Here is a 25,398-nt window from a genome sequence, read left to right as displayed (position 1 = left end):
GGTCAAGGGGCCGAGACGATGACGGTGACGCGGCGGTTTTCCGCCTTGCCCGTCTTGCTGGCATTCGAGGCCACCGGTTTGCTCATGCCCAGGCCCTTGACGCTGATGTTATCGCGTGGAATGCCCGATGCGCTCATGGCGTCGGCCACCACGTTGGCGCGCGCCAGCGACAGCTTGTTGTTGTACGCTTCCGTGCCTTCGTTGTCCGTATGGCCTTCCACGCGCATGTGCGTGATGCCCACTTTCAGCAGGGCGGCGCTGATTTTCTGGATGGCCATGCGGCTCGGCGGCGTCAGCTTGGCGGCGTCGAATTCGAACAGCAGCTTGTCGGTAAAGCTCAGTTCCCAGCCTTCGTCGGTCTGGTTGAAGCCTTGCTCCTTCAGGGTGGCGACTTGCTCGGGGCTGAACAGCGGCTTGGTCTCTGGCGTGCTTTGGCAGGCGGCCAGCAGGCCCAGCATGAACAGGCCGAGTAAGCCGCGACGTAATTGCTTGTAGATGAATTGCATGGTGTTGCTCCTTGGTTCAGGGGTGAATATGGGGTTGCGGCAGGCGCGCCACCTGGCGCGTGCCGCGCTGCGCCTGCTTCGCGCGGTACATGGCTTCGTCGGCCGCGCCGACCAGCGAGATGGCGTCGATGGCGTGATCGGGGAAGACGGCCACGCCGATCGTCAGCGAGCTGACGATGCTGTTGCCGGTGGGCAGTTCAATGGCTTGCGCCATGGCGGCGATGATGTTGTCGGCGATGTGCATGGCGTCGCTGCTGTTGCGCAGCGGCTTGAGCACGATGGCGAATTCGTCGCCGCCCAGGCGCGCCACCAGGTCGCCCTCGCGCAATTGCTGCTTGATGCGCGCGGCGATCGTCACCAGCACGCGGTCGCCCGAGGCATGGCCGAAGGTGTCGTTGATGTACTTGAACCGGTCGCTGTCGAGGAACAGCACGGCCACCTTGCCATTGCCGACCCGCGCTTCGAGGATGGCGCGTTCCAGTTCCGCTTCCATGAAGGCGCGGTTCGACAGGCCCGTCAGGCTGTCGTGGTTGGCGCGGTGCGACAGCGAAGCGTGTTCCTTCTGCAGGTGGCTTTGCCACGCTTCCAGTTCGTCGAGCAGGGCGTTGAAGTCGTCATTGATCTGGTTCAGCTCGGCAATATTGGCGGGCGGCACGCGCAGTTCGAACGAACGGTCGCGCCGCACGCGGTGGGCCGTTTCCGCCAGGTGGCGCAGCGGCGACGTGATCTCCGTTTCCATGCTGCGCGACAGGCGCACGGCGACGACCAGGCTCAGCACCAGGCAAGCGAGCAGGCAGGTCAGGCCGCTGAGCAGGAAGGGCAGCAGGCTGCGGCTGTGCGGCACCAGCCTGATGCTGCCGATCGCCTGTTCGTTGCGCGTGATGGGGAAGGTCAGCGAATCGGGCAGCATCCAGCCCGTCAGCGCGCGTTCGATGTAGTAGCGCGTGCCGTGCTCGCCCCGTTCCCAGCGGGCCAGCACCTTGCCGGCCTGGTCGCTCACCTGCGCCTGGTCGATATCTTCATTGACGCCGATCAGGGCCAGCGCTTCCCTAGCGGCCAGGGAGTCGCCAAAGACGACGGCCCCTTCCACCGTGTAGCTCATCGAACGGGCCACCAGGCGCAGGTTCTGGTCCGAATACACGCGCAGGGCCAGCAGCGCCACGGCCGTCAGGGTCAGGCCGGCCGCCAGCACGGCGATCAGCGACACGCTCAGGTGGGCGCGCCGCAGCACGCTGTCGAGCGTGGGGCGGGGCTTGCGGGCAGGCTTGTTGCTCATGCGGGCGCTCATGGCGGCGGTCCCTTGCGACGTGCAATTTGCAAGGCGTTCGGATGCACGCGCAGGCCGCTGCGGGCGATGGCGTCGAGGTTGACGTCAAAGCCGATCTGCCCCTCGGCCAGGCGCAGGCAGAACATGGTGCCCACGGTGCAGGCCGTGCCCGGTTCGGCGACCGATAAAATCGGCTTGCCGATGATCTGCGTCAGCAGATGCTCGCGTTCGCCCTCGGGCAGGCTGCCCAGGTAGACGACGTCGCATTCGCTGGCAGCGCTTGCCAGCGCGGGGATTTTCACGCGGATGCGCTGGCCCAGGCTGGAGGCGGGCGTGTCGACGATGGCCGCGCCGTAGTGGGGCGTACCGAGCATGCACACGCGCACTTCCTGGCGCGCCACGGGCCAGCGCACATAACTGATGATGCCAAACAGGACCTGGGCCACTTCGGCCGGACGCCTGGCGTCGGCCGCCGCGCCCGCTTGCGCCCACGCCGCGCACGGCGCCAGCGCAGCGCAGGCGAGCAGCGCGGCCAGCAGCACGACAGCGGGCAGGACGGACGGCGTGGAGCGCTGCCGGTGGCGGGGGGAGGAGGGCACGGCGTCGGTGTCTTTATGCAGGTCGGTGGCTATTCAAATAGTTACTCAGCAACACAGACTGTACGGAAGTCCGTGTTGAAAGTAAATCACGGCATGACGCCATAAACCTTGCATTATAAACACGAATGTGAAAACTTGCATTCTTTACCATGAGAATTACTTATCAACACTGCCGTGGCGCGCTAAAGTGTTGCTATTCTTCCAGTGTCGCTTCCAGCAAGTCGATTTCGCGCAGCAGGCGCAAATGGATGGTGTCGTCCAGTTCGCCCGAGATGCGGCGGCGGAACAGCTCGTCGCGCTCGGCATTGAGCGCTTCCAGGCGCAGCGCCCGTTCGGCCTTGGCCAGTTCCTGCAAGCGCATCGCCTCGTCGTTGCTGCTTTCGCCATAGGCGAGGCGGCGCCGGTAGGCTTCGATCAGGCGGTTGGCCGCCTCCGTGACGACTTGCTGCTTGTCATTCTTGTCGATGCCTTCGCACACTTTTTCCAGCCGCGCGATGGCCGCTTCAGCGGCGGCGGCGCGGGCATTGCGCTCTTCCGTCGAACGGCGCGCGGGCGGCGCGAATACGAGGCCCTTGGTCAGCAGGGGCAGGGTGACGCTGGCCAGCAGCAGCGACAGCAAAATCACGCCCATGGCCAGGAAGATGACGAGGTCGCGCGCGGGAAAGCGCGTGCCGTCGGGCAGGAACAAGGGCAGGGTCAGTATGCCGGCCAGGGTCAGCGCGCCGCGCACGCCCGCGAACGACGCCACCAGCAGCAATCGCAGGCTGGGGCGCGCCAGCAGCGCCGCGTCCTTCGGCTCGCCCGCCACCTTCTTGTGGTGCTTGAACAGGGTCAGTTTCATCGAGATGAAGACCCAGAGGAAGCGCATGAAGGTCAGCCCCACCGTGATGGCGATGACGAACAGCGGCAGTTTCCAGGCGCTGCCGGCGCCTACCTCCATGGAGGCGGCGGGCAAGCCGGCCACGGTGGCGGGCAGTTGCGCGCCCAGCATGACGAAGATCACGCCATTCAAGACCAGTTGCACGGTATCCCAGACGGCCTTGCGTTGGGTGCGCGTGGCGGCCAGCGGACGGCCGATCAGGTCGGCATAATGCATGGACACGCCCGCCGTGGCGGCGGCCAGGATGCCGGAGCCGTGGATTTGCTCGGCGCCCAGGTAGGCGGCGAACGGGATCAGGATGCTGATCAGGATTTGCAGGCCAGGCTCTTCGCCAACCTTGCTCACCAGCCATTTATTCGCCAGGCCCACGCCCCAGGAGATGCCCAGGCCGATGACGATGCCGCCGCCCGCTTCCTGCAGGAAACTCAGCGAGGCGGCGCCGATGGAAAAGCCGCCCGTCATCATGGCGCCCACGGCAAACGTGAAGCAGACCAGGCCCGAAGCGTCATTGAGCAAGGATTCGCCTTCGAGGATGTGCATCAGGCGCGGCGGGATCGGGTTGCCGGCCGCGATGGCCGAGACGGCCACGGGGTCCGTCGGCGAGAGGATGGCGCCCAACGCGAAGGCGACGGCCAGCGGCACGCTGGGGATCAGCCAGTCGATAAAGAAACCCATGCCCAGCACGGTAAACAGCACCAGGCCGATGGCCAGCATCAGGATCGAGCGCGCGTCGGAAAAGAAGGCGCCCTTGGGAATGCGCCAGCCATCGAGAAACAGCAGCGGCGGAATGAAGAGCAGGAAGAAGATGTCGGGATCGAGCGGCACTTGCACGCCAAACAGGGCCAATCCCGTACCGCCGGCGATCTGGATCAGCGGCAGCGGCAGCTTGACCCAGCGCGAGCGGGCGAGAAAGCCGCACAGGACGACGGTCAACACGAGGATGAGGATGATGGTAACGGTATGCATGAAGAAGCGGCGGCGTGCTGAAACGCTGATTATAAGGCGCAGCCCGCCTGCGGCACGACCTCCGTGTCATTGCGTACATACAACAAGTCACAATCGCGGTAAGATTGTCACCGTGGCCTTGTTGCGGCCGCCATTGGCTGGCGGTCCGTGCGCCTTGCTTTTACCCTGGCCTTTACTTTTCATTGGTTCCTGTTTTGCTCAAGAAAATCCTCACCGGCCTGCTGCTGTCGCTGGCATTGCTCATCGTCGCGGCGCTGGCCGCCTACCTGTATTACTGGCGCCCCGCGCTGGCGCCCATCGATCCGCCCGCCGCCACGGCTTTTTCCCCGCAAGTGGTGGAGCGGGGCCGCATCCTGGCCGGCATGGGCAATTGCGCCGCCTGCCATACGGCCAGGGGCGGCGCCGAGTACGCGGGCGGCCACGGCCTGGCCACGCCGTTCGGCACGATCTATGCGACGAATATCACGCCCGACAGGCAGACGGGGATCGGCCGCTGGTCGCTGGCCGCCTTCCAGCGGGCCATGCGCGAAGGCGTGGGCCGCGATGGCGCGCATTTGTATCCCGTCTTTCCGTACACCCATTTCAACCTAGTCTCGGATGCCGACCTGACGGCCCTGTACGCGTATTTCATGACGCGCCCGCCCGTGTATGCGGCCGCGCCCGCCAACAGCGTGCCGTCCCCCCTGAACTTGCGGCCGTTACAGGCTGGCTGGAAGCTGCTGTTTTTCAAGCCGGCCGGCTTTCAGCTTGATCCCGCGCAAGGGCTGGACTGGAACCGGGGCCGCTATCTGGCCGAGGGTCTGGCCCATTGCGCCGCCTGTCACACGCCGCGCAATGCGCTGGGCGCCGAGCTTGCCGGCTCGGCCTATCTGGGCGCGTCCATCGACCACTGGTATGCGCCGGCCTTGACCGGCGCCAACACGGCGCCCTTGCCGTGGACGCAGGACGAGCTGTACGCCTTTTTGCGCACGGGGGCGACGGCCTTGCACGGCGTGGCGGCAGGTCCCATGTCGGCCGTCGTGCACGAAGGCATGGGCGCCTCGCCCGACAGCGATATCCGTGCCTTGTCCGTGTATTTTGCCGGCGTGGCCGGGGCCGAGCAGCGCAAGGTGGATGCGGATGCCGTGGTGAAAGCCGGCATCGAACGCTCGCAGCGCGTCAGCCTGGTCGACAACGACCGTGGCGCCAGCCTGTACGTGGCCGCCTGCGCCGCGTGCCATTCGAACAGCGATGGAAAACCCGCGGCCTTGCGCCCGGAACTGAGCCTGAACAGCGCCGTCAGCGCGCCCGATCCCGCCAACCTGATCCAGGTGATATTGCATGGCATCGGCAAGGACGAAGCCATGTCCGGCGTGCTGATGCCGGGCTTTGCCGCCTCGCTGACGGACAACGACGTGGCCAACCTGGCCGCCTATCTGCGCCGCAGCCGCAGCCACCAGCCGGCCTGGACGAACCTGGAAGCGGCCGTGGCACGCGCGCGCGCCGGCAAGTGATACTTGAAAGTGTCTTAAATATTTATGTATAACATTACCGTCAATGGCCAGCCCTTCGGCACCGAGGCCGATGCCGAAACACCGCTGCTGTGGGTGCTGCGCGACGAAGCCCATTTGAAAGGCACGAAATTTGGCTGCGGCATCGGCATGTGCGGCGCCTGCACCGTGCACGTCGATGGGCGCGCCATGCGCTCGTGCATCACGCCGATTGCCGCCGTGGCCGGTTGCGCCATCACCACCATCGAAGGCCTTTCGCCGGACGGCACGCATCCGCTGCAGCGCGCGTGGCTTGCCACGCAGGCGCCCCAATGCGGCTATTGCCAGTCGGGCCAGATCATGCAGGCGGCTACCTTGTTGAAAGATTATCCGCAGCCGACCGATGCGAATATCGATGCCGTCATGAGCGGCAACCTGTGCCGCTGCATGGCGTATGTGCGCATCCGCAAGGCGATCAAGCTGGCGGCCGGCATGCAGGAGGCGCCCGGTGTTTAAGTTGCCGAAAGAAAATTCAGGGACCCGCGCTCCTTCGCCGGGCCGGCGCGGCTTCCTGATCGCCGCCGCCGGCACGGGGTTTACCCTGGCCTTCCTGCGCGCGGACAGCTCATCGGCCGCCGGCAAGGCGGCGCCCGCGCCGCCGACAAAGTCCACCGCGCCCGAGTTCGATCCCAGCATCTGGTTCCAGATCGGCCGGGACGGCATCGTCACCGTCAATATCGCCAAGGCGGAAATGGGCCAGCACATCGGCACGGCCCTGGCGCGCATCGTTGCCGAAGAGCTGGAAGCGGACTGGAGCAAGGTACGCCTGCATTACGTGGACACGGACCCGAAATGGGGCTTGATGGTGACGGGCGGCAGCTGGTCCGTCTGGCAGAACTTCGATCCGCTCAGCCGAGCCGGCGCGGCCGGGCGCCTCGCGCTGGTCGAGGAGGGCGCGCGCCTGCTGCGCGTGCCGGTGTCCGCCTGCCACGCCCGGCTGGGCGTCGTGCATGGCCGGGGACGCTCGATCAGCTATGGCGACATCGTGCGCCGTGGCAAGCTGGCGCGCCAGTACACGCCCGAGCAACTGAAAGCCATCGTGCTGAAAACGCCGCAGCAGCGCAGGCTGATCGGCCAGCAGGTGCAGGCGCTCGATATCCCCGCGAAAATCAATGGCACGGCCGTGTACGGCATCGATGCGCAGGTGGAGGGCATGCTGTACGCGCGTCCGAAGATCCCGCCCACGCGCTACGGTGCCAGGGTGGTCTCCATCGACGACTCGGCGGCAAAGAAAGTGAACGGCTATCTGCGCAGCGTGGCGCTGCAGGACCCCAGCGGCACGGTGCCCGGCTGGGTCATGGTGGTGGCCGAAACGTATGCGGCCGCCATGCGCGCGGCCGACCTGGTGCAGGTGAAATGGCGGGCCGGCGCGGCCGCCCACGTGTCGGAGCAGGACATCGTCAGCTATGCGGGCAAGCAGCTGGCCGATGCGGGCCTGGGCGCCCGCGTGGTCGACGATGATGGCGTGGAGCAAGCGTTCAAGGATGCCAGCCTGCAACTGGAACGCCACTACACGACCAGCACCGTGCTGCATTTCCAGCTGGAGCCCGTGAATGCGCTGGCCCAGGAAGTCGACGGCGTCTGGCATATCCATGCGGGCAACCAGTGGCAATCGTTGATCCTGCCCGTGCTGGCGCAGGCGTTGAAGGTGCCGGAGAGCAAGGTCATGCTGCATACCTATTTGCTCGGCGGCGGCTTCGGGCGGCGCCTGAACGGCGATTATTGCGTGCCGGCCGCGTTGGCGGCGCAAGCCGTGGGGCGCCCCGTCAAGATGATCTGCACGCGGGCCGACGATGCCCGTTTCGATTCGCCCCGTTCGCCGTCCGTGCAGCACGTGCGCATGGCGTTCGACGACGCCGGCAAGGTGTCGGCGATGGTGCACGAGGCCAGCGCGGGCTGGCCCACGCAAGCGATGATCCCCGCCTTGCTGGCCAAGGATAAGCAGGGCCATCCGTACGACCCGTTCGCCATCGCCGGCGCCGACCACTGGTATGCGGTGGGCGCGCAGCGCGTGCGGGCCGTGTCGAACGACCTGGCCAACAGCAGTTTCCGTCCCGGCTGGCTGCGCTCCGTGGGGCCGGGCTGGACGAATTGGGCAGTGGAAAGTTTCATGGACGAGGCGGCGCAGGCGGCCAAGGTCGACCCGCTGGCGTTTCGTTTGTCCTTGCTGCAGGCCACGGGGCGCAATGCGGGCAGCGCGCCGAATGCCGTCGGCGGCGCCGCGCGCCTGGCCCACGTGCTGCGGCGGGTGGCGGACAAGGCGGGCTGGGGCACGGCCATGCCGCCCGACACGGGCCTGGGCATCGCCGCCACGTTCGGCCAGGAACGCGACATGCCCACCTGGACGGCCTGCGTTGCCCGGGTGAAAGTGGACCGCAGCACTTGCATGGTGAAAGTCGAAAAGCTGTTCATGGTGATCGACGCGGGCAGCATCGTCGATCCCGACGGCGCGCTGGCGCAGGCGGAAGGGGGCGCTTTGTGGGGCGTGAGCATGGCCTTGCACGAAGGCACGGCTTTCCTCAATGGCGAAGTGAAGGATACCAACCTGAACACTTACACGCCGTTGCGCATGGCCGACGTGCCCGAGCTCGACATTGAATTCGTGGCCAGCACGGCAACGTCGACGGGCATGGGCGAGCCGCCCACGACGGCCGTGGCGCCCGCGATCGGCAACGCCATCTTCGCCGCCGTGGCCTCGCGCGTGCGGCATTTGCCGATCCGTCCGGAAGCCGTGCTGAAGGGATTGGACCGGTACGGCGCCGTCTGATGCGGGCGCAGGGCGAATTTGACGTGCGCCGCGCGCGAACGGACGCAGGCTGGTACACTGGGGCTTGCCGCTCAGGGCGCGCAGGCGGTGCCCGTTCCGGCAAGATCAGCGCAAAATCTGTGCAATAGCAGCTTGATTTCAGCTCGATAGCGGAGGCAGCCATGCAAGAACAATTTGTCAGCATCACGGCCGATGAACTTCAAATGGACGGCGTGCTTGAAATGCCCGAGCGGCCCGTGGGCATCGTCCTGTTTGCCCACGGCGCGGGCGCCGATAGCGACTATCTGGGCGCCTCCAGCCACGCCACTTCCCAGGATTTTTTGCGAGCGGGCATCGCCACCTTGCGCTTCGATCAGGGCGGTATCGAGCCTGGCGGCGGCAGCAATGGCCACGCCTACTTCGTGCGCAGCGATATCGTGCTGCTGGCGCGCCAGCTGGAAAAAGCCCTGAGCTGGCTGCAAATCGACCCGTCCACCCGACGCTTGCCCTGCGGCCTGTATGGCTATGGCACCAGCGCCGCCGTCGTGATGCAGCTGGCGGCCTGGCGCAGCGCGGAGATCGCCGCGCTGGCCGTCTGCGATGGCCAGGTGGAAATGGCGGGCAAGGCGGCGCTGGAAAACGTGCGCGTGCCATCGTTGCTGATCGTGGGCGGGCGCGACCCCGACGTGGCCGGCCTGAACCGCATGGCGTTTGCCACCTTGCGCTGCGACAAGCAGCTGGAACAGATCGCCGCGCCTGGCGGCCCCGACACGCGCCACCAGGCGGCCCTGCTGGCCACGGACTGGTACACGCGCCATTTCAACGGGCATACCAGCACGGCGCAGTAATTCAATCGGCAAGGGCGTCAGGCAAATGCGTCAGGCAAGTGCGTCAGGCAAGTGCTTCAGCCAAGGGCGCGCAGATTCCGCGCATGGAAGCGCACGTGCTCTTCCATGAAGCTGGCGATGAAGTAATAGCCGTGGTCGTAGCCGGCATGGCGGCGCAGCCGCAAGGGCTGGCCGGCGTCGCGGCATGCCGCTTCGAACACCTCCGGGAACAGTTGCTCGGGCAAAAACTTGTCGGCCAGGCCCTGGTCGATCAAGATGCCTTCGGGGAACAGCGGCGGCTGGCCCTGCAGCCCGCGCATCAGCGCGCTGGCATCGTACGGCTGCCAGCGGGCCTCGTCGCCGCCCAGGTAGCCCGTGAATGCCTTTTTGCCCCAAGGACACTGGCTCGGCGCGGCGATGGGGGCGAAGGCGGAGACGGAGCGGAACAGGTCCGGGTTGCGCAGGGCCAGCACCAGCGCGCCGTGGCCGCCCATCGAGTGGCCGAAAATGCCCGTGCGTTGCGCATCGATCGCCAGTTCCTGTTCCAGCAGCGCGCGCAATTCCAGGATGTAGCTGTACATGCGGTAGTGGCGGCTCCAGGGCGCCTCGGTGGCGTCCACGTAAAAGCCGGCGCCCGCGCCGAAATCCCAGGCATCCGTCTCGCCCGCGATGTTGGCGCCACGGGGGCTGGTGTCGGGGGCGATCAGGATCAAGCCTTCTTCGGCCGCCACGCGCTGCGCGCCGCCCTTGATCATGAACGTTTCTTCTGTGCAGGTCAGGCCCGCCAGGTAAAACAGGGCGGGGCGTTTGGTGCTGACGGCGCTGCCCGGCGCCATGTCGGGAATGAAGGCCGAGAAACGCATGGGCAAGCCGATGGCTTGCGCGTCGTGGCGATAAAAGCGTTGTACGCCGCCAAAACAGGCGTGTTCACTCAACAGTTCCAGCATGAATTCTCCTCGTTAATTGCACAGTATAGCCAGAGCGGCGCGGGGCCGGCACGGGATCACTCCAGCATGGCCGCTAATGCAGGCAAGATGTCTTGTGCCGGGGCATCGGTCTTGAATGCCAGCAAATGGTCGGCGCGCGTCTTGCCCATGTTGATGGCGGCCACGGGCTTGCCCGTTTCGGCCGCCATGCGGCACAGGCGAAAGCTCGAATACACCATGACGGACGAGCCCACCACCAGCAGGGCGCTGGCCGCGTGCATCTTGCTTTCGGCTTCGGCCGCGCAGGCGGCGGGTACGCCATCGCCGAAAAACACCACGTCGGGCTGCAGGGTGCCGCCGCAGCGGGGGCACACCGGCACGTGGAAGGTGGCCAGCTGGGACGGTTCCAGCAAGGCGTCGCCGTCGGGCGCCGGCGTGGCCGTGGCGCCCAGCATCCGGGGATTGTCGCGTTCGAGCTGATCCTGGATCAGGCGGCGCGTATGGCGGGTCCGGCAATCGAGGCAGATCACGCCATGTATGCTGCCGTGCAACTCCGTGACGGCGGCGCTGCCTGCCTGCTGATGCAGGCCATCCACGTTTTGCGTGACCAGGCCGCCGATGCACTGGCGCTGCGCCAGTTGCGCGATGGCCAGGTGGCCCGGGTTCGGCGTGGCGCGCGCCAGGGTCGGCCAGCCCACCATGCTGCGCGCCCAGTAGCGGCGGCGCACGGCTTCCTGGCGGCGAAAATCGGGGCCTTGCACGGGGGCATTGCCGCGCCGCACGCCTTCCGTGTCGCGGTAAGCGGGGATGCCGGACGCCGTGCTGATGCCGGCGCCCGTCAGCAGCAGCACGTCGGGATGGCGCTGCAGGAACTGCGCCAGCTGCTCGAGGGCGGCATCGTCGCTGGCGCACTGCTGACTGGATGAAGGAAAGTTTTGCATGATGCGCCATGCTAACCGAAAAGCATGGCGCCGTTGCGAGGGAGAGGTTTACTCCAGTTTCATGCCGAAACGCTGCAGCCGCGGCTGCCAATGCTCCTGAATATCGGCCGAGACGAGGATGCGTTCGGCTTTGCCGATCAGCAGTGCGCGGGGCACGAAACCGAAGTAGCGCGAGTCGGCGCTGTTGTCGCGGTTATCGCCCAGCATGAGGAAATGGTCGGCCGGCACCGTCACGGGGGCAAAGCTGCGCGCCGCCCCTGCGATTTGCGGCAAGACCTGGATGCGGTGCTGCTCGGTCGCGTTGCGCTCGCTGATGCGCTGCGCCGTCAGCTGGCCCACGTGGGCGATGGTTTCGGGCGCCGTGTCGAGCGCCGTGTACTGGGCCGGCTGGCCATTGATGACCAGCTGCTCATTGCGCATTTCCACCGTGTCGCCGGGCAGGGCGATGATGCGCTTGATCAATCGCGTGTCGTCTTTCGGCGAGGAAAACGTAACGATGTCGCCCCGCTGCGGTTCGCCGAGGCGCTGCAGCACGATGTCGGTGAGCGGCACTTTCAGGTTGAAGGCGAGGCGGTTGACGAAGACCACGTCGCCCTCGAGCAGATTGGGGCGCATGGACGCCGACGGGATGGGATTCCAGTCCGCCACGGCCGTGCGGAACACGCCGAACAGCAGGAGAAACATCAAAAAACCTTTGTTGGCGCGCATCCATGTGCTCATGTCGGCTCTTTCGCTGGGCTGTGCCCGTGATGGTGTAGGGAGGCGCCATTGCTGCTGGCGTCCTATGCACGATGCACGGCGAGGCTGAAGCCAGTCTTAAATCCAGCGCATGCGGGGCCGATGGCGTGACCGCTGTTGCGTGCACGCATCACCGTGTCAGCCATCAGGGATGGCGGCACGGCGCTTGCGTGTCGTCGTTGCCGTTCGGCAGGCGCTTGCCATGCATTTCATCCCACAGTTCGCCCAGCGCCACCAGCAGGCCGCCGGCCACGAGGGGGATCGCCACCAGCCATGGAATGCTGTCGAGCCAGGGACCCAGCACGATGGCCGAGGCCACGGCGATGACGAGGGCGCTGCACCAGAAACGGCGCGGATGCCGGAGCGTGAACAGGTAATGAAGGTGCTTCATACATCCTCCTTGGTGAGCATGCGGAACAGCCGGGCGGCCAGGATGCTGCTGACGGCGATGACGATGCAACCGTCCAGGAAAAACAGCACCTTGCCCACCAGGTGCATGCCCTGTATCAGGTAGGCGGGTAATTCCTGCGCTTCCGCCCATTGCGTCATGCGTGCCAGCACGATGGCGGCGGCAAAGATGACGAGGGCCAAGGCCAGCACCAGCAGCACATGTTCGAACAGGCGTAGCCGCAGTTTCATGTTGGACTTGGCAAGGTAGGGAAGATTCCCGGACCTTGACGTTATCAGTCCGATATCGCCGTGCTTTGCGCTGTCACAAAGGCGCGCCCGATAGGATGAAAACGACGTTGGCGCGGGAAAATGGCTTATGTGAAGGCCTTGATGACGGCATCGAGCTTGACCTTCAGCGACTTGTCGTGCGCGTGGATGGCCGGCACGTCGCGCTGCACGCCGAGCAGCTGGTAGACGGCCGTCTGCGCCGCGCGCACCGAGTATTCCACGGTAAACACGACATCGTCGGCGATTTCCACGAACTGGCTCACGAAGGCCAGGTTGACGGAGCCGGCCGGCACGGGCAGCGGGCGGTCGCTTTTTGCGCGGGGCATGAACATGCTGGTGATGTAGGGCATGCGGCAGGGAATGCAGTTGGCCGTGGCCATCATGTCGAGGTCGAAATTCAGATGGCCGCACAGCTCGCGCAGGATTTCCTCGCCGCTGCAGTCGGACATGGGCTTGGCGACGAAGTTGCCGATGCGGTCGGGGTGCAGCGCATAGCCCCAGAACACTTGCACGCCCTCGGGCTGGCCCGCAAAATGGGGCTGGTGCGCCAGCACGATGGACATGAACCAGTTGCTGTCCTTGAAGGTGACGAGGCCGCCCGTGCCCGCGCTGTTGCCCGTGAATTGTTCCATCCTGTCGAAGAAGGCGCTGTCTTTCAGGGTGACCGTGTACGAGGCCCAGTACGATTCGGGAATGCTGCTGTTGAAGGCGGCGGGGCGACCCAGTTGCGGGCGGCCCTCGGCCAGCTTTTCCCACAGGCGCCAGCCGTGGCTGTCGTTCTTCGTGCGCTTGGCCGGCGCGCTGTGCATGCTGCCATAGCTCGATGCATCCGTCATCGAGGCATTCTGGAAAAAGACCAGGTCGCCGGCAGCGACAGGAATCACGTCGGCCATGCCGCGGCGCTGGCAGGCAATGGCGGTGGCGCTCAGGCGGCCTTCGGATTCCTGCACTTCGATATCGGTTACCGCGCAATCCATGATGACGTTCACGCCTTGCTCCTGCAGCCACGCGACCAGCGGACGCACCAGCGAATCGTACTGGTTATAGACGGTGCGCTTGACGCCGGCCAGCGTCTCGATGCGCGAAAACTCCATCATGAAACGGTGCAGATAGCGCTTGAACTCGACGGCGCTGTGCCAGGGCTGGAAGGCGAACGTGGTGGCCCACATGGTCCAGAACTTGGTGTCGAAAAATGCGGGCGAGAGCCAGTCCGTGATGGCGCTGCTGCCCAGGACGTCTTCATCGGCTTCCGTCAGCTTCAGCAGTTCCAGCCTGTCCTGCATGGAAAAGCCCATGCTGCTGACGTCGACCTTGAAACGGTTGCGGTCGACGAGGCGCGCGCGCGAGTGGGGAATATGCCGTTCGTTGAAGGCGATGGTTTCGTCGTAGACGCTCTGGCCCGCATGCTCGAGCGAGGGGATGCTCTTGAACAAGTCCCACGTGCATTCGTAATTGTCGGTGGTCAGCATGCGCCCGCCGCGCAAGGTGTAGCCATCCTCGGCATTGCCGCCGCCATCGAGGCTGCCGCCCGTCACGGGCGCCGCTTCGAAGATGGTGATGTTGCTGCCTTGCATGCCGCCGTCGCGTATCATGAAGGCGGCCGCGGCCAGCGAGCCGATGCCGCCGCCGACGAGGTAGGCTTTTTTATCTGTATTGTGCATATTGTTCCCTGAGTGTGATATTTGCCTATTTTATAACATCAGGGCAGAAGCGGCCTCACAATAGAGCAACTGCTCGGTTTTATTCCATGCCGGCGTGCTCGTTGCGCCGTTCAAAATACAGCAAGTCCGACCAGACGCCCTGGAAATGCATGGCTTTTTCCGAGCGCCCATACTGGTGAAAGCCGTTGTGCTGCATGACCGCGACCGAGCCCAGGTTTTGCGGCCGCGCCGTCGCTTCCAGGCGCCACAGTTCCAGTGGACCGAACGCTTCTTCCAGCAGCAGGGCCACGACGCGCGTGGCGTAGCCGCGTCCGCCGAATCGTTCGCCGATGCGGTAACCGAGCGCCGCCTTGTTGAAATACGGGCGCGTGACGGCCGTCAGGTTGACCCTGCCGATGATTTGTCCGTCCAGCCTGGCCAGATACTGGTAGGCGCGGTCTTGCTCGCGCTCGCGCTGCGCCTGCTCGATGGCGGCGGCGATGGCTTCCTCGCTATAGTAGGACGGCGCCCGGGCCGTGACCCAGGATTCAAAATAGGCGCGGTTGTCCAGCTCGAAGGCGAGCAAGGCGCAGAGGTCGGCGCTGGTCGGAGGGGACAATTGGAGGCGGTCGATGTCTGGCATGGGATCTGGTCCGAAAGAGATGCGCCATTATAATCAGCTGGCGCATTCCGCCGCACACCCGTTTCTAACCATGAAGGAGCAGCATGCTGTCCCATCTCTGCCTCGGCACCAACGACTTTCCCCGCGCCTACGCCTTCTATACGGCCTTGCTGGGAGAACTCGACCTGATCGAAAAATTTCATGATCCGGCCAAGCCCTGGGCGGGCTGGATGGCGCGGCAGGCGCCGCGTCCCCTGTTCGTGCTGACGGCGCCGCACGACGGCTTGCCGGCTACGTCCGGCAATGGCCAGATGACGGCCTTGCTGGCGTCCAGCCGCGCGCAGGTGGACCGCTGCCACCAGGCCGTGCTGGCGCTGGGGGCCGTGTGCGAGGGGCCGCCTGGCTTGCGCCCCCATTACCACGATAATTACTATGGCGCCTACTTCCGCGACCTCGACGGCAACAAGCTGTGCGTCTGCTGCCACGGCGAGGAGTAACTCAGCGTTCTGCCCACACCTCGTCTTCCGTCCAGCCCAGTTCCAGAAAATCCTGCGCCCGCTCGTCCGCTTCGCCGGCGCAATAGAATTCGTCGAGCTGCGGCGGCGCGATGCGCGTGCCGGCCAGCATGGCGTGCACTTGCCCCCGGTGGTGGATCTGGTGCTGGAACACATGCGCCAGCAGGCGTTGGCGCGTGTCGACTTGCGGCGTGTCGCGCAAGATCGTCACGGGCCGCGCCAAGTCAAGGTCGCACAGACTGCGGCAATGGGCGATCAGGCGCAGGTCCGATGCGCGCTGCGCCGCGTGCAGGGCCGCGCAATCGGTGAATGGTTCATCCTGTGCAAAGAAGACGTAGCAGTCGGGATGGGGCGCTTCGCCGCGCAGCTCGCGCTCGAGCGCGTCGAGATAAAACCAGTCGCATGTGAGGATGTGGTTCAAGGTGAACTGGATGGTGGGAAAAAAACTGACGCGCGTGGCCTGGAACTCGGCCCGGGTCAGCTGCCCGCAAGCTTTCAGCAGGCGGTGGTTGGTCCAGGCGTTGTTGTACGCCTGGCTGGTGATGTAGTGCGCAAGTGGATTGTTCATGATGGATCGCTTGTTAGGCAGGACAGGGGGCATGTCATGCTACTTTAGCATGTTGCGGCAGGTGGACAAAGCGCTCACGCCCGCCGCACCGGCGCCGCTGTCATCAAGTAAAATCGCGGGGCGGATTTCGCGATAGTGATGCACATAGGGCTGGAAGAATAAAATGGGTTGGATAGGAAAATTACTGAGCGGCGGCGGCGACAAGGCTGCGCACCTCACGGCAGCGGCGGCGCCCGAGGCGGCACGGCAGCCGGCCACCATCACCGAAATCGATGCCATTTACTACCGCTGGCTGGCGGCCGCCGGTTCGGCGCAGGCGCCGGCGGAGGCGGAACAGCAGATTCTGGACGAATTGGCGCGCCTGGTCCGTGAACCGGTCGCTGGCGCTGCGCTGATACCGCGCATTCCGGCCATCATTCCCCAGTTGATGCGTACCTTGCAAGATGAAAACATGAGCGCGGCCAAGCTGTCGGCCCAGCTGGCCCAGGACGTACTGCTGGTCGCCGAGGTCTACCGCGAAGCGAACCGGCCCCGCTACCATTCGCGCTACAACGCCAGCCCGTCGATCAACAACATGGAAGGCGCCATCATGCTGCTCGGGCAAAACGGCATGCGCATGCTGCTCGCCCGCGTCGCCTTCCGTCCCATCGTCAGCATGCAAAGCGGCGGCCTGACCATACGCACGGCGCCGCTGATCTGGCGCCAGTCCGAGAAATGTGCACTGGCGGCCAACCTGGTCGCGCCGGCCATGCAGGCCAACGCCTTCGACGCGTATCTGGCGGGACTGATGGCCAATGTCGGCCTGGTGGTGGCCTTCCGGCTGATCGACCAGATGCATGCGCCCGATGCCTTTCCGCAATCGGACGCCTTCATTGCCCAGGTGTTTGCGCAAGCGCGCATCTTGTCGGTACGGATCGCGGAATTATGGGAGTTTCCCGTGTCCGTCACCCGCGCGATCGCTCAGGTGGGGCAAGCCGATGCCGATCCGCAGGCGCTGGCGCTGGCGCTGGGCGAGCGCTTGAGCAAGCTGCGCATGCTGCTCGATACCGGCCGCTTTCCTGCCGATGATCCCTTCGTGATGACGGGACTGAGCAAGGCCGAGCTGCAGGTGTTTGACAAGCTGGCCGACGACGACGACGAGGACGACGACGAGGAGTGATGGCCGCAGGCCGCTCAACCTCGGCGGCGGCCATGCCGCTCAGCGTGCAAAATACAGCGCATGCAGATGTTCGAGGTCGACATCAACCGCCGCCTGCGACAGCGCCACCTTACCGCTTTGCATCAGGTAGACGTGATCGGCCACGCCGACGGCGCGCGCCGTGTTCTGCTCCACTAAAATGATGGTGCGCTTGCCGTCGTTCAGGCGCGCGAGGATCTCGAACAGCTCGTTGACCACCAGCGGCGCCAGGCCCAGCGACGGCTCGTCGATGATCAATAACGACGGATCCGACATCAATCCCCGCGCCATCGCTAGCATCTGCGCCTCGCCGCCGGAGAGCGAGCCGGCCAGCTGGCGGCGCCTCTCGTGCAGGCGCGGGAACATGGCGTAGGCTTCGGCCAGGCGCGCCGGCATGTGGCTGCGGTGCTCCTTCGGAAACGCGCCCATGATCAGGTTTTCTTCCACGCTCATGTCGCGGAACGTCATGCGCCCCTCGGGGATCATCGTGACCCTCGCATCGCTCATCTTCCAGGTGGGCGTGCCGTTGATGGGTGTGCCGTCGAGCGCGATGCTGCCCGCGCCCACAGGCAGCAAACCCATGATGGCGCGCAGCAGGGTCGTCTTGCCGGCCCCGTTCGGGCCGATGATGGTGGTCAGCTTGCCCTTCTGGATCGAGAGCGACACGTCCCACAGCACATTGATGGCGCCATAGCCGGCGCGCAGATTTTCTATGTTAAGCATGCGCTGCTCCCGTATAGCTTTCGATGACGGCCGGATCGCGGAAGACGCAATCGGGCGTGCCGTCGGCGATCAGCTGGCCAAAATTGAGCACGGCCACGCGCTGGCACAGATTGCTGATGGTCTCGATGTCGTGCTCGATCATGACGATGCCCACGCCAAAGGCGGCGTGCAAGTCCTTGAGCATGCCCATGAAGCGGCGCTTGCCGTTCGTTTCCAGGCCCGCCAGCACTTCGTCTAACAGCAGCAGTTTCGGATTGGTGGCCAGCGCCTTGGCCACTTCCAGCGCTTTCAATTCCGTCAGCGCCAGTTCGCTGGCCGCGTCGCGTTGCGCCTTGTCCGCCAGGCTCGTGAAATCGAGGATTTCATCGATCTTGCGCATGTCCACCTTGCCCGTGCCGAAGCGCTGCGCCACGACGAGGTTTTCGCGCACCGTCAATTCATGCATCGGTTGCGGGATCTGGAAGGTGCGGCCCAGCCCCAGGCGCGCGCGCTGATACATGGGCGTGGCCATGATGTCGCGTCCCTCGAAGCGGATGCTGCCGCCGGTGGGGCGCACCAGGCCGGAAATGGCGTTGAACAGGGTGGTCTTGCCGGCGCCGTTCGCGCCCACCAGGCCGATCACGTCGTGGCTGCCCACTTTTAACGTGACAGAATCGACGGCCGTCAGGCCGCCGAAGCGCACGGACACATTATCGAGTTCAAGCATGTTGTTTCTCCTTCGTTTTGAAGGTGTTTTTCAGCCATTTTTGCAGCAGCGGCAGCAAGCCGTTCGGGCTGAAGACGATCATCGCCACCAGCAGCACGCCCAGCACCAGCTGGTGGCCCGTGGGGATCAGCGACTTGAAAATGAGCTGGTCGACCAGGTAGACCACGACGGCGCCCAGCACGGGGCCGAGTATCGTGCGGTAGCCGCCGAAGATGGCCGCCACGATCGGCAAGGTCACCCACAGGCTGTTGAAGGCGTAGTCGGGCTCGAGGAAGTTGATGTAGTGGGCGTTGAAGGCGCCGAACAGGCCCGCCATGAAGGCCGACACGAGCAGCATCGCGCCTTTCAGCAAGGTGCTGTTGACGCCGACGACGCGCGTGGCGTCCTCGCTGTCGTGCATGGCGCGCAGGGCGATGCCGTAGTGGCTGGCGCGGATGCGGCTGTAGGCAAAGGCGCACGCCACCACCAGGGTCAGCACGACCAGGTAGGCGCCCGTCTTGCTGGCCAGGTCGAAGCCGAAAACGGTGGGTAAGGCCGGGATATTGTTGATGCCGCCGGCGCCGCCCGTCACGGCACTCCATTCCGTGGCCAGGATGCGGAAGATGTGGGCGTAGGCGAGGATGGCCAGCGCAAAATACGGCCCGCGCAGCCGCAGCACGGGCAGCATGATGACGGCGGCGATGGCCGCGCCCGCGCCGCCCAGCAGCATGGCGGCAAACACGGGCAAGCCCAGTTTCACGGTGGCCAGCGCGGAGACATACGCGCCCACGCCGAAGAACGCCGCATGGCCGAAGCTGACCATGCCGCCCAGGTTGCCCAGCAGGGCCCAGGACATGGCCACGCCGCCGATGATCAGGGCCGCCACCACCATGCTCATCACATACTGGTTGGCGCCCAGGGCCAGCGGCACGGCGACATACGCGGCCAGCAGCAGGACTGCCGTGAAAATCAAAGTCGAGCGCTTCATCCGCGCCTCCGTTGTGCGCCGAACAGGCCGTTCGGCATGATGAACAGCACCAGCAGGAACAGCACCATGCCCGACAATTCCTGCAGCGCGGAGCTGGCCAGGGTGACGGTCAAGGCTTCTGCCACGCCCAGCAGCACGGCGGCCAGCAGCACGCCGGGAATCGAGCCGATGCCGGCCAGTACCGTGATGATGAAGGCTTTCACCGTCAGCGCGCCGCCGTAGGCAGGCTGGATCACGCCATAGCTGAACAAGGCGACGCCGGCGAAGGCGGCCAGGATGCCGGCGACCAGGAACGAGACCAGTTCTGTGCGGCCCGGATCGATGCCCATCAGCTTGGCCGCGTCGCGGTTGCTGGACACGGCGCGCACGGCGCGGCCATACCAGCTGGTCGACAGCCAGCGCCACAGGGCCGCCATCAGCACCAGGCTGACGCCGAAGAAAATCACTTCACTGCGCATGCTGAAAAACGGGCCGATCTCGAAGCCTTCCTGCAGCCAGCTCGACGAGGTCGAGCGGATGTCGGCCTTCCAGACCAGCAAAATGAAATTGGTGAGGATCACGCCGATGCCGTAGGTGAGGATCAGCGAATTGATTTCGCGGTCCTTCTTGATGCGGCTGACGATCAGGTAGACGCCCACGGACGTCAGGCTGACGATCACCAGCGCGATGGGAATGGCGAACATCGGCCCCAGACCCAGGCCCGATTCCACGCTGTAGGCGATGTAGGCGGCCAGCAGCACCAGTTCGCCGTGCGCCAGGTTGATCACTTTCATGGTGCCGAAGACCAGCGCCAGTCCCAGTGCGATCAGGGCGTAGGAGCCGCCCTGCAGCAAGCCCGAATACAGGGCTTGCAAGATTAATTCTGTCATTTCGTCATCCCGTCAGGCGGCCCAGGCGCATCGCGAAGAGGCACCAGGACCGCCGTTCATCGGTGCACGCCCGGCGGGCGCGCGCGTGTGCAGCGGGAGGCTGCTTACCAGGGTAGGGCAGGATAGTTCAGCTTGCCCGTCGCGTGTTCCTTCGGCCAGACGATCACCACTTTCTTGTCCTGGTGCTGCGCCATGCGGTGCACGAAGTTCTGGTTGTCGCCGTTGGCGGCGAACTGCACGCGGCCGATCAGGGTTTCGCGGTCCGTCTTGCGCATCTCGTCGGCCACGCCGCCTTTCTTGAGCGTGCCCTTGTCGGCCGCGCGCGCGATCGCTTCGAACAGCAGCATCGACTGCACATAGCCGAACTGGCCGAGGTAGTCCGGCTCCTTCTTGTACAGCTGCTTGTAGGCGTCGCTGAAGGCCTTGCCGTCGGCCGTCTTGAATTCGGTCGGGAAGGGCAGCAGGGCCGTGCCGAAGACGTTCGGCATCAGGTCGGGGAAGTCGGCCGCCATCTTCGGCGTGGCCAGCGACCACACGCCCACCATGGCCTTGATCTTCGGTTTCAGCACGCGGGCGGCGCGGATGATGCCCACGTAGTCGTTTTCGTAGCCGACCATGGCCACCACTTCGGATTTATCCTGCAGCTTGATCTTGTTGATGATGGGCTTGAAGTCGGTAATGGCCGGGTCGAACGAGTGCGTCGTCACCTTCACGCCCCTGGCGGCCAGGGCCTTTTCCACGTCCTTGGCCAGGCCCGTGGTGGCATCCTTGGTCGAATACACGATGGAGACGGACTTGGCGCCCACATCCTGCAGCAGTCCCAGCATGGCTTTTTCGTAGCCGGCCGTGTTATTGATGCGGAAAAAATTCTTGCGTCCGCTGGCCACCAGGCTGTCGTCCACGCCGCCCGAGGTGATGTAGACCAGACCCAGTTTATTGGCCGTGTCCGAGGCGGGCGAGATATTGTTCGAGCCGTAGCCGCCCGTGATGGCCACCACGCCCTGGCTGGCCAGCTTTTCCACGGCGGCGATGGCCTTGGCGGGCGCCGATTCGTCGTCGACGGTGATGATCTTGATGGTGTGCTTGCCGTTGGTCTTGTTGAATACCTCGGCCGCGACCATGATCCCTTCCTGCATGCCGGCGCCGACCCGCGCCAGGTTGCCCGTCAGCGGGATTTCCGCGCCGACCAGGAATTCGTCGGCGCTGGCCTGTGCCATCCAGGCGCTGGCAACCAGCGCTGCCATGGCGATGCGTGTATAGGTGCGTTTCATCGTGTCTCCTCCGGTGATGTGGCTTGGTTTTATTGTCGTGTCTGCTACTACATGGTCAACTTATCGTGCATTCTGCGCCATTTGCCGCAGCTGCCCCTTTAAAATCTTGCCCGTGGCCGCTGCCGGCAGCGCTTCCATGACGATGATGGCGGACGGGCACTTGTAAGGCGACAGGGTCTGCGCCAGCCAGGCCTGCAATTCTGCCACGCTGGCGGGCTGGCGCGGGTCCAGCTCCACATAGGCGATGACGTCCTCGTTGCCATCGGCCAGGGTGCGCCCGACCACGGCCGACTGCACCACGGAAGCGTGGGCGTTCAGGGCCGTTTCCACTTCCAGCGGATACACATTGAAGCCGGAGCGGATGATCAGTTCCTTGGTGCGGCCCACGATGAACAGGGCGCCGTCCGTATCCTGGCGCGCCATGTCGCCCGTATTGAGCCAGCCGCCGTCGCGCATGGTGGCCGCCGTCATGGCCGGTTCGCGGTAATAGCCGGCCATGATGTTCGGCCCGCGTATCCACAGTTCCCCCGGCTGGCCCGGCGTCACGTCCCGGCCGGCCACGTCGACCACGCGCACTTCCACGCCGGGGATCGGCATGCCCACCGAATCGTCGCGGCGCGGCGTTTCCGGGCGCGTCTGGCTGATGGTGGGGGCGCTTTCCGTCATGCCGTAGCCATTGTGCAGCGCGGTGCCCAGCAGCTTTTCCACCTCGTGCTTGAGCGACGGCGCCAGCGGCGAGCCGCCCGCATACGCAAAGCGCAGCCGCGTGGGCAGCGGCGTATCGGCGCCGCCCAGGGTTTGCAGCAGCTTGGCGTACATGGCGGGCACGCCCTGCACGATGGTCAGTTCATCGTCCTTCAGTGCCGAGAGCAGGCCGTCGACGGAAAAGCGCGGCACCAGGTACAGTGCGGCGCCCGCATACAGGGTGCCCAGGGCCACCGAGGCCAGGCCGTACACGTGCGAAATCGGCAGCACGCCGTAGGCGCGGTCGCTGCTGGTCAGGCCGCGCAGGGTGCTGGAGACGGCGGCGATGAACAGCAGGTTGCGGTGCGTGAGCATCACGCCCTTCGACTGCCCGGTGGTGCCCGTCGTGTAGATCAGCGCGGCAACCTGTTCGTTGCCGGGCACCGTGTCTTCCGCGATGGCCGCCTCGTTCAAGTCGCCCACCAGCAGCTCGCCCATGCCGTCGACCGTGGCGCTGGCCGCGCCCAGACGCGCCGCATGCGCGGCCGCTTCCGGCGAGGCGCCGGCCAGGAGCAGCACGCGCCGCGCCGAACTGTGCGCGGCGATGGTGTCGATCTCGCGCGCCGACAGGCGCGCATTGACGTTGACGATCCACGCGTCGATGCTGGCGGCAGCAAAAATCAGCGCCACCTGCAGCGCGCAGTTCTCGCCCACCACCATCAGGCGGTCACCGGCGCGCACGTCCAGCTGGCGCAGCAGCTGCGCGGCGCTTTCCACACCGTGCTGCAGCTGGGCGTAGGTCCAGCTGCGGCCAGCTTCATGCAGCGCGGGCGCGTCGGGCGCGCGCGTCGCCCAATAGATGGAGATGGCCGACAGGCGCGCCGGCAAGTGGGCCAGCAGGGCGGGAATGTCCATCGCGGCCTCCTTCACTTTTGCGCCGCCTTGATCATGTTGCGGGCGATGACGATCTGCTGGATCTGCGTCGTGCCTTCGTAGATGCGGAACAGGCGCACGTCGCGGTAGAAACGCTCGGCCGCGTATTCGCTGATGTAGCCGGCGCCGCCGTGGATCTGCACGGAGCGGTCAGCGACTCTGCCGCACATTTCGGAGGCGAACAGCTTGCAGCACGACGCTTCCGTCGAGATGTCTTCCTTGTTGTCGCGCCGGCGCGCCGCGTCGAGCACCATGCTGCGCGCCGCGTAGATTTCCGCCTTGCTGTCGGCCAGCATGGCCTGGATCAGCTGGAATTCCGCGATGGGCTGGCCGAACTGCTGGCGTTCCATCGCGTAGGCGAGGGCGTCGGCCAGCATGCGTTCGGCCGCGCCCACGCAGACGGCGGCGATGTGCAGCCGGCCCTTGTCGAGCACCTTCATGGCCGTCTTGAAACCCACGCCTTCCTTGCCGCCGATGACGTTCGCGGCCGGTACGCGGCAATTTTCAAAGATGACGTCGCAGGTATGCGCGCCTTGCTGGCCCATTTTCTTATCTATTTTTCCCAGGGACAGGCCCGGCGTATCCTTTTCCACGATGAAGGCGGAAATGGCCGAGGCGCCCCGCTTGACGGGGTCCGTGCGGGCCATGACCGTAAAGATGCTCGCTTCGGGCGCGTTGGTGATGTAGCGCTTGCTGCCGTTGAGGATATAGAAGTCGCCGTCGTGCACGGCCGAGGTGCGCAGCGAGGCGGCATCGGAGCCCGATCCCGCTTCCGTCAGCGCGAAGGAGCCGATGATCTCGCCGGCCGCCAGCTTGGGCAGATAGTATTGTTTTTGCGCTTCCGTGCCGTCGATGACGATGCCTTGCGAACCGATGCCGTTGTTCGTGCCGATCAGCGAGCGGAAGGCGGGCGAGGTGCGGGCGATTTCAAACGCGACGCGCACTTCCTCTTCCATGCTCAGTTCCAGGCCGCCGTAGGCTTCCGGAATGGACAGGCCGAACAGGCCCAGTTCGCGCATCTGCGCCACGATGGCGGGCGGGATCGTGTCCGTTTCAGCCACCAGCGCCTCGTTCGGCACCAGCACTTCGCGCACGAAACGGGCGATGCTGTCGAGCAGGATGTTCAGGGTTTCTTCGTCGCGTATCATCGGGTTCCTCGGCGCTTTGATTTGATCTGTTGTTGAGAGGGGGCGCGCAGTCTAACCGCGGCCCAGGTTTTTTTCCACTGTCCTGACCAGGGCCACCAGACGCGGACCCAGGTCCGATTCGAGTTTTTCGCGCGACAGCAAAAAGGCGGGGCCGCCGCAATTGAAGGCCATCACCTGTTCGCCGTCGGCGCCCAGCATGGGCACGCCCACGGCATGCACGTCGTTCTGCCATTCGCCGGCCGAGATGCAAAAGCCCCGGTCCTGGTAATCCTTGAAGCCTTGCTCGATGCCGGCCTTGATGCGCGGCCAGCGTTCCGTTTCGTGCACGCGCGCATGGTCCATCAGATAGTCGCGCTCGGCCTGCGGCAAGATGCACAGCAGGGCCTTGCCCATGGCCGTCGTCATCAGGGGAATGCGCGAGCCGACGTCGAGGCGCAGCGTGACGTTGGCGCTGCTGCGGCACGTTTCCACGTACACCATGCTGAGGCGGTCGCGCGTGCCCAGCGAGACAGAGGCCTGCGCATGTTCGGCCAGTTCCTCCATCAGCGGGCGCGCCATCTTGCGCACGTCCAGGTTCGACAGCATGCGGTAGCCGAGGGCCAGCACGCCGGCGCCCAGCTGGTACTTGCCCAGGCTGTCCGAATAATTGAGGTAGCCGAGTTTGGTGAGGGTGTAGGTGAGGCGCGAAATGGTGGGTTTGGGGATGCCCGTGCGCTTGGCCATGTCCGCATTCGACAGGAAGACTTCGCCGGGGCGAAAGCACCGCAGCACTTCGAGGCCGCGCGCCAGCGCGTTGACGAACTGGCGGTCCTTGCCTTCTTCGTCATCGCTGAAGACGATGATTTCCGGATCTGCTGCGGCCTGAATATTTGTCATATTTGCATTCATTTGCTGGCTCCCTGGAAATCAGTTTGCCTAGCCGGCTCCCGCATGTCAACCGTTTTGTGAAACATTCGTTCGCACAGCGAAATG

The 25,398-nt window shown here is 65.1% G+C and carries 26 protein-coding genes; 6 read left to right on the top strand and 20 right to left on the bottom strand.

Going from position 1 to position 25,398, the window contains the following annotated elements; translation table 11 throughout:
• Window positions 1-2: 2 nt before the first annotated feature.
• From yfiB to AC1Q6X_RS26195, 4 genes are all read right to left on the bottom strand, one after another.
• A complete protein-coding gene (yfiB, locus tag AC1Q6X_RS26210) occupies window positions 3-506 on the bottom strand; it encodes an outer membrane lipoprotein YfiB (RefSeq protein ID WP_083287130.1) in 504 nt (167 codons plus the stop codon).
• A gap of 16 nt (window positions 507-522) precedes the next feature.
• On the bottom strand, window positions 523-1,782 hold the full coding sequence (gene dgcN, locus AC1Q6X_RS26205) for a diguanylate cyclase DgcN/YfiN (RefSeq protein ID WP_070218314.1): 1,260 nt from the start codon (window positions 1,780-1,782) through the stop codon (window positions 523-525).
• 8 nt (window positions 1,783-1,790) lie between these two features.
• Window positions 1,791-2,372 (bottom strand): regulatory sequestration protein YfiR, encoded by a 582-nt coding sequence (yfiR, locus tag AC1Q6X_RS26200; protein WP_230505378.1) that lies wholly within the window; start codon window positions 2,370-2,372, stop codon window positions 1,791-1,793.
• Window positions 2,373-2,565: 193 nt separating this feature from the next.
• Window positions 2,566-4,218: a Na+/H+ antiporter gene (locus tag AC1Q6X_RS26195; RefSeq protein ID WP_492498863.1), complete on the bottom strand. Its 1,653-nt coding sequence runs from the start codon at window positions 4,216-4,218 to the stop codon at window positions 2,566-2,568.
• Between the two features lie 194 nt (window positions 4,219-4,412).
• Between AC1Q6X_RS26195 and AC1Q6X_RS26190 the strand changes: the two genes are divergently transcribed.
• The 4 genes from AC1Q6X_RS26190 to AC1Q6X_RS26175 all read left to right on the top strand — a co-directional run bounded on the left by AC1Q6X_RS26190 (window position 4,413) and on the right by AC1Q6X_RS26175 (window position 9,341).
• Window positions 4,413-5,711: a c-type cytochrome gene (locus tag AC1Q6X_RS26190; RefSeq protein ID WP_492498862.1), complete on the top strand. Its 1,299-nt coding sequence runs from the start codon at window positions 4,413-4,415 to the stop codon at window positions 5,709-5,711.
• A 24-nt stretch (window positions 5,712-5,735) separates the two neighbouring features.
• Window positions 5,736-6,203, top strand: a complete 468-nt coding sequence (locus tag AC1Q6X_RS26185; RefSeq protein WP_070218230.1) for a (2Fe-2S)-binding protein — start codon at window positions 5,736-5,738, stop codon at window positions 6,201-6,203.
• Window positions 6,196-8,514 carry a xanthine dehydrogenase family protein molybdopterin-binding subunit gene (locus tag AC1Q6X_RS26180; protein ID WP_492498861.1) on the top strand — a complete coding sequence of 773 codons (2,319 nt, stop codon included), beginning with the start codon at window positions 6,196-6,198 and terminating at the stop codon, window positions 8,512-8,514. The genes AC1Q6X_RS26185 and AC1Q6X_RS26180 overlap by 8 nt, the downstream gene beginning before the upstream one ends.
• 161 nt (window positions 8,515-8,675) lie before the next feature.
• Window positions 8,676-9,341, top strand: a complete 666-nt coding sequence (locus AC1Q6X_RS26175) for a dienelactone hydrolase family protein (RefSeq protein ID WP_070218228.1) — start codon at window positions 8,676-8,678, stop codon at window positions 9,339-9,341.
• A gap of 56 nt (window positions 9,342-9,397) precedes the next feature.
• Here AC1Q6X_RS26175 and fghA read toward each other — a convergent pair whose 3' ends face one another.
• The 7 genes from fghA to AC1Q6X_RS26140 form a co-directional block, all read right to left on the bottom strand.
• Entirely contained in the window at window positions 9,398-10,267 is an 870-nt protein-coding gene (fghA, locus tag AC1Q6X_RS26170; protein ID WP_492498860.1) for an S-formylglutathione hydrolase, read from the bottom strand.
• A gap of 56 nt (window positions 10,268-10,323) precedes the next feature.
• Window positions 10,324-11,187 carry an NAD-dependent protein deacetylase gene (locus AC1Q6X_RS26165; protein ID WP_492498859.1) on the bottom strand — a complete coding sequence of 288 codons (864 nt, stop codon included), beginning with the start codon at window positions 11,185-11,187 and terminating at the stop codon, window positions 10,324-10,326.
• Between the two features lie 48 nt (window positions 11,188-11,235).
• Window positions 11,236-11,907 (bottom strand): signal peptidase I, encoded by a 672-nt coding sequence (gene lepB, locus AC1Q6X_RS26160; protein WP_492498858.1) that lies wholly within the window; start codon window positions 11,905-11,907, stop codon window positions 11,236-11,238.
• Window positions 11,908-12,070: 163 nt separating this feature from the next.
• Entirely contained in the window at window positions 12,071-12,316 is a 246-nt protein-coding gene (locus AC1Q6X_RS26155; RefSeq protein ID WP_070289693.1) for a hypothetical protein, read from the bottom strand.
• Window positions 12,313-12,564 carry a hypothetical protein gene (locus AC1Q6X_RS26150; RefSeq protein ID WP_070218223.1) on the bottom strand — a complete coding sequence of 84 codons (252 nt, stop codon included), beginning with the start codon at window positions 12,562-12,564 and terminating at the stop codon, window positions 12,313-12,315. The genes AC1Q6X_RS26155 and AC1Q6X_RS26150 overlap by 4 nt, the downstream gene beginning before the upstream one ends.
• 125 nt (window positions 12,565-12,689) lie before the next feature.
• A complete protein-coding gene (locus tag AC1Q6X_RS26145; protein WP_070218222.1) occupies window positions 12,690-14,264 on the bottom strand; it encodes an oleate hydratase in 1,575 nt (524 codons plus the stop codon).
• 79 nt (window positions 14,265-14,343) lie between these two features.
• Window positions 14,344-14,886, bottom strand: a complete 543-nt coding sequence (locus AC1Q6X_RS26140; protein WP_492498857.1) for a GNAT family N-acetyltransferase — start codon at window positions 14,884-14,886, stop codon at window positions 14,344-14,346.
• Window positions 14,887-14,969: 83 nt separating this feature from the next.
• On the opposite strand from AC1Q6X_RS26140, the gene AC1Q6X_RS26135 reads away from it, so the two are divergent.
• A complete protein-coding gene (locus AC1Q6X_RS26135) occupies window positions 14,970-15,362 on the top strand; it encodes a VOC family protein (protein WP_070311463.1) in 393 nt (130 codons plus the stop codon).
• A gap of 1 nt (window position 15,363) precedes the next feature.
• Here the strand turns inward: AC1Q6X_RS26135 and AC1Q6X_RS26130 are convergent, their stop codons facing one another.
• The gene (locus tag AC1Q6X_RS26130; protein ID WP_492498856.1) at window positions 15,364-15,948 is read right to left on the bottom strand and encodes a DinB family protein; all 585 of its coding nucleotides are present in this window, start codon (window positions 15,946-15,948) and stop codon (window positions 15,364-15,366) included.
• Window positions 15,949-16,111: 163 nt separating this feature from the next.
• Between AC1Q6X_RS26130 and AC1Q6X_RS26125 the strand changes: the two genes are divergently transcribed.
• Window positions 16,112-17,107, top strand: coding sequence for an HDOD domain-containing protein (locus AC1Q6X_RS26125; RefSeq protein WP_492498855.1), 996 nt, complete (start codon window positions 16,112-16,114; stop codon window positions 17,105-17,107).
• A gap of 39 nt (window positions 17,108-17,146) precedes the next feature.
• Here the strand turns inward: AC1Q6X_RS26125 and AC1Q6X_RS26120 are convergent, their stop codons facing one another.
• From AC1Q6X_RS26120 to AC1Q6X_RS26085, 8 genes are all read right to left on the bottom strand, one after another.
• On the bottom strand, window positions 17,147-17,848 hold the full coding sequence (locus tag AC1Q6X_RS26120) for an ABC transporter ATP-binding protein (RefSeq protein ID WP_492498854.1): 702 nt from the start codon (window positions 17,846-17,848) through the stop codon (window positions 17,147-17,149).
• Window positions 17,841-18,554 carry an ABC transporter ATP-binding protein gene (locus AC1Q6X_RS26115; protein ID WP_070289689.1) on the bottom strand — a complete coding sequence of 238 codons (714 nt, stop codon included), beginning with the start codon at window positions 18,552-18,554 and terminating at the stop codon, window positions 17,841-17,843. The genes AC1Q6X_RS26120 and AC1Q6X_RS26115 overlap by 8 nt, the downstream gene beginning before the upstream one ends.
• Window positions 18,547-19,521 carry a branched-chain amino acid ABC transporter permease gene (locus AC1Q6X_RS26110; RefSeq protein WP_492498853.1) on the bottom strand — a complete coding sequence of 325 codons (975 nt, stop codon included), beginning with the start codon at window positions 19,519-19,521 and terminating at the stop codon, window positions 18,547-18,549. The genes AC1Q6X_RS26115 and AC1Q6X_RS26110 overlap by 8 nt, the downstream gene beginning before the upstream one ends.
• A complete protein-coding gene (locus AC1Q6X_RS26105; protein WP_035817692.1) occupies window positions 19,518-20,390 on the bottom strand; it encodes a branched-chain amino acid ABC transporter permease in 873 nt (290 codons plus the stop codon). The genes AC1Q6X_RS26110 and AC1Q6X_RS26105 overlap by 4 nt, the downstream gene beginning before the upstream one ends.
• Window positions 20,391-20,494: 104 nt before the next feature.
• Window positions 20,495-21,661, bottom strand: a complete 1,167-nt coding sequence (locus tag AC1Q6X_RS26100) for an ABC transporter substrate-binding protein (protein WP_492498852.1) — start codon at window positions 21,659-21,661, stop codon at window positions 20,495-20,497.
• 60 nt (window positions 21,662-21,721) lie between these two features.
• Window positions 21,722-23,260, bottom strand: coding sequence for a class I adenylate-forming enzyme family protein (locus AC1Q6X_RS26095; RefSeq protein ID WP_492498851.1), 1,539 nt, complete (start codon window positions 23,258-23,260; stop codon window positions 21,722-21,724).
• Window positions 23,261-23,271: 11 nt separating this feature from the next.
• A complete protein-coding gene (locus AC1Q6X_RS26090; RefSeq protein WP_492498850.1) occupies window positions 23,272-24,426 on the bottom strand; it encodes an acyl-CoA dehydrogenase family protein in 1,155 nt (384 codons plus the stop codon).
• Window positions 24,427-24,477: 51 nt separating this feature from the next.
• The gene (locus tag AC1Q6X_RS26085) at window positions 24,478-25,302 is read right to left on the bottom strand and encodes an IclR family transcriptional regulator (RefSeq protein WP_492498849.1); all 825 of its coding nucleotides are present in this window, start codon (window positions 25,300-25,302) and stop codon (window positions 24,478-24,480) included.
• Window positions 25,303-25,398: the final 96 nt, after the last annotated feature.

The organism is Janthinobacterium sp. GW823-FHT06H09 (assembly GCF_058794735.1).
The sequence above is the reverse complement of the archived record's forward strand: the minus strand, read 5'-3'. Positions and strand labels throughout refer to the sequence as shown.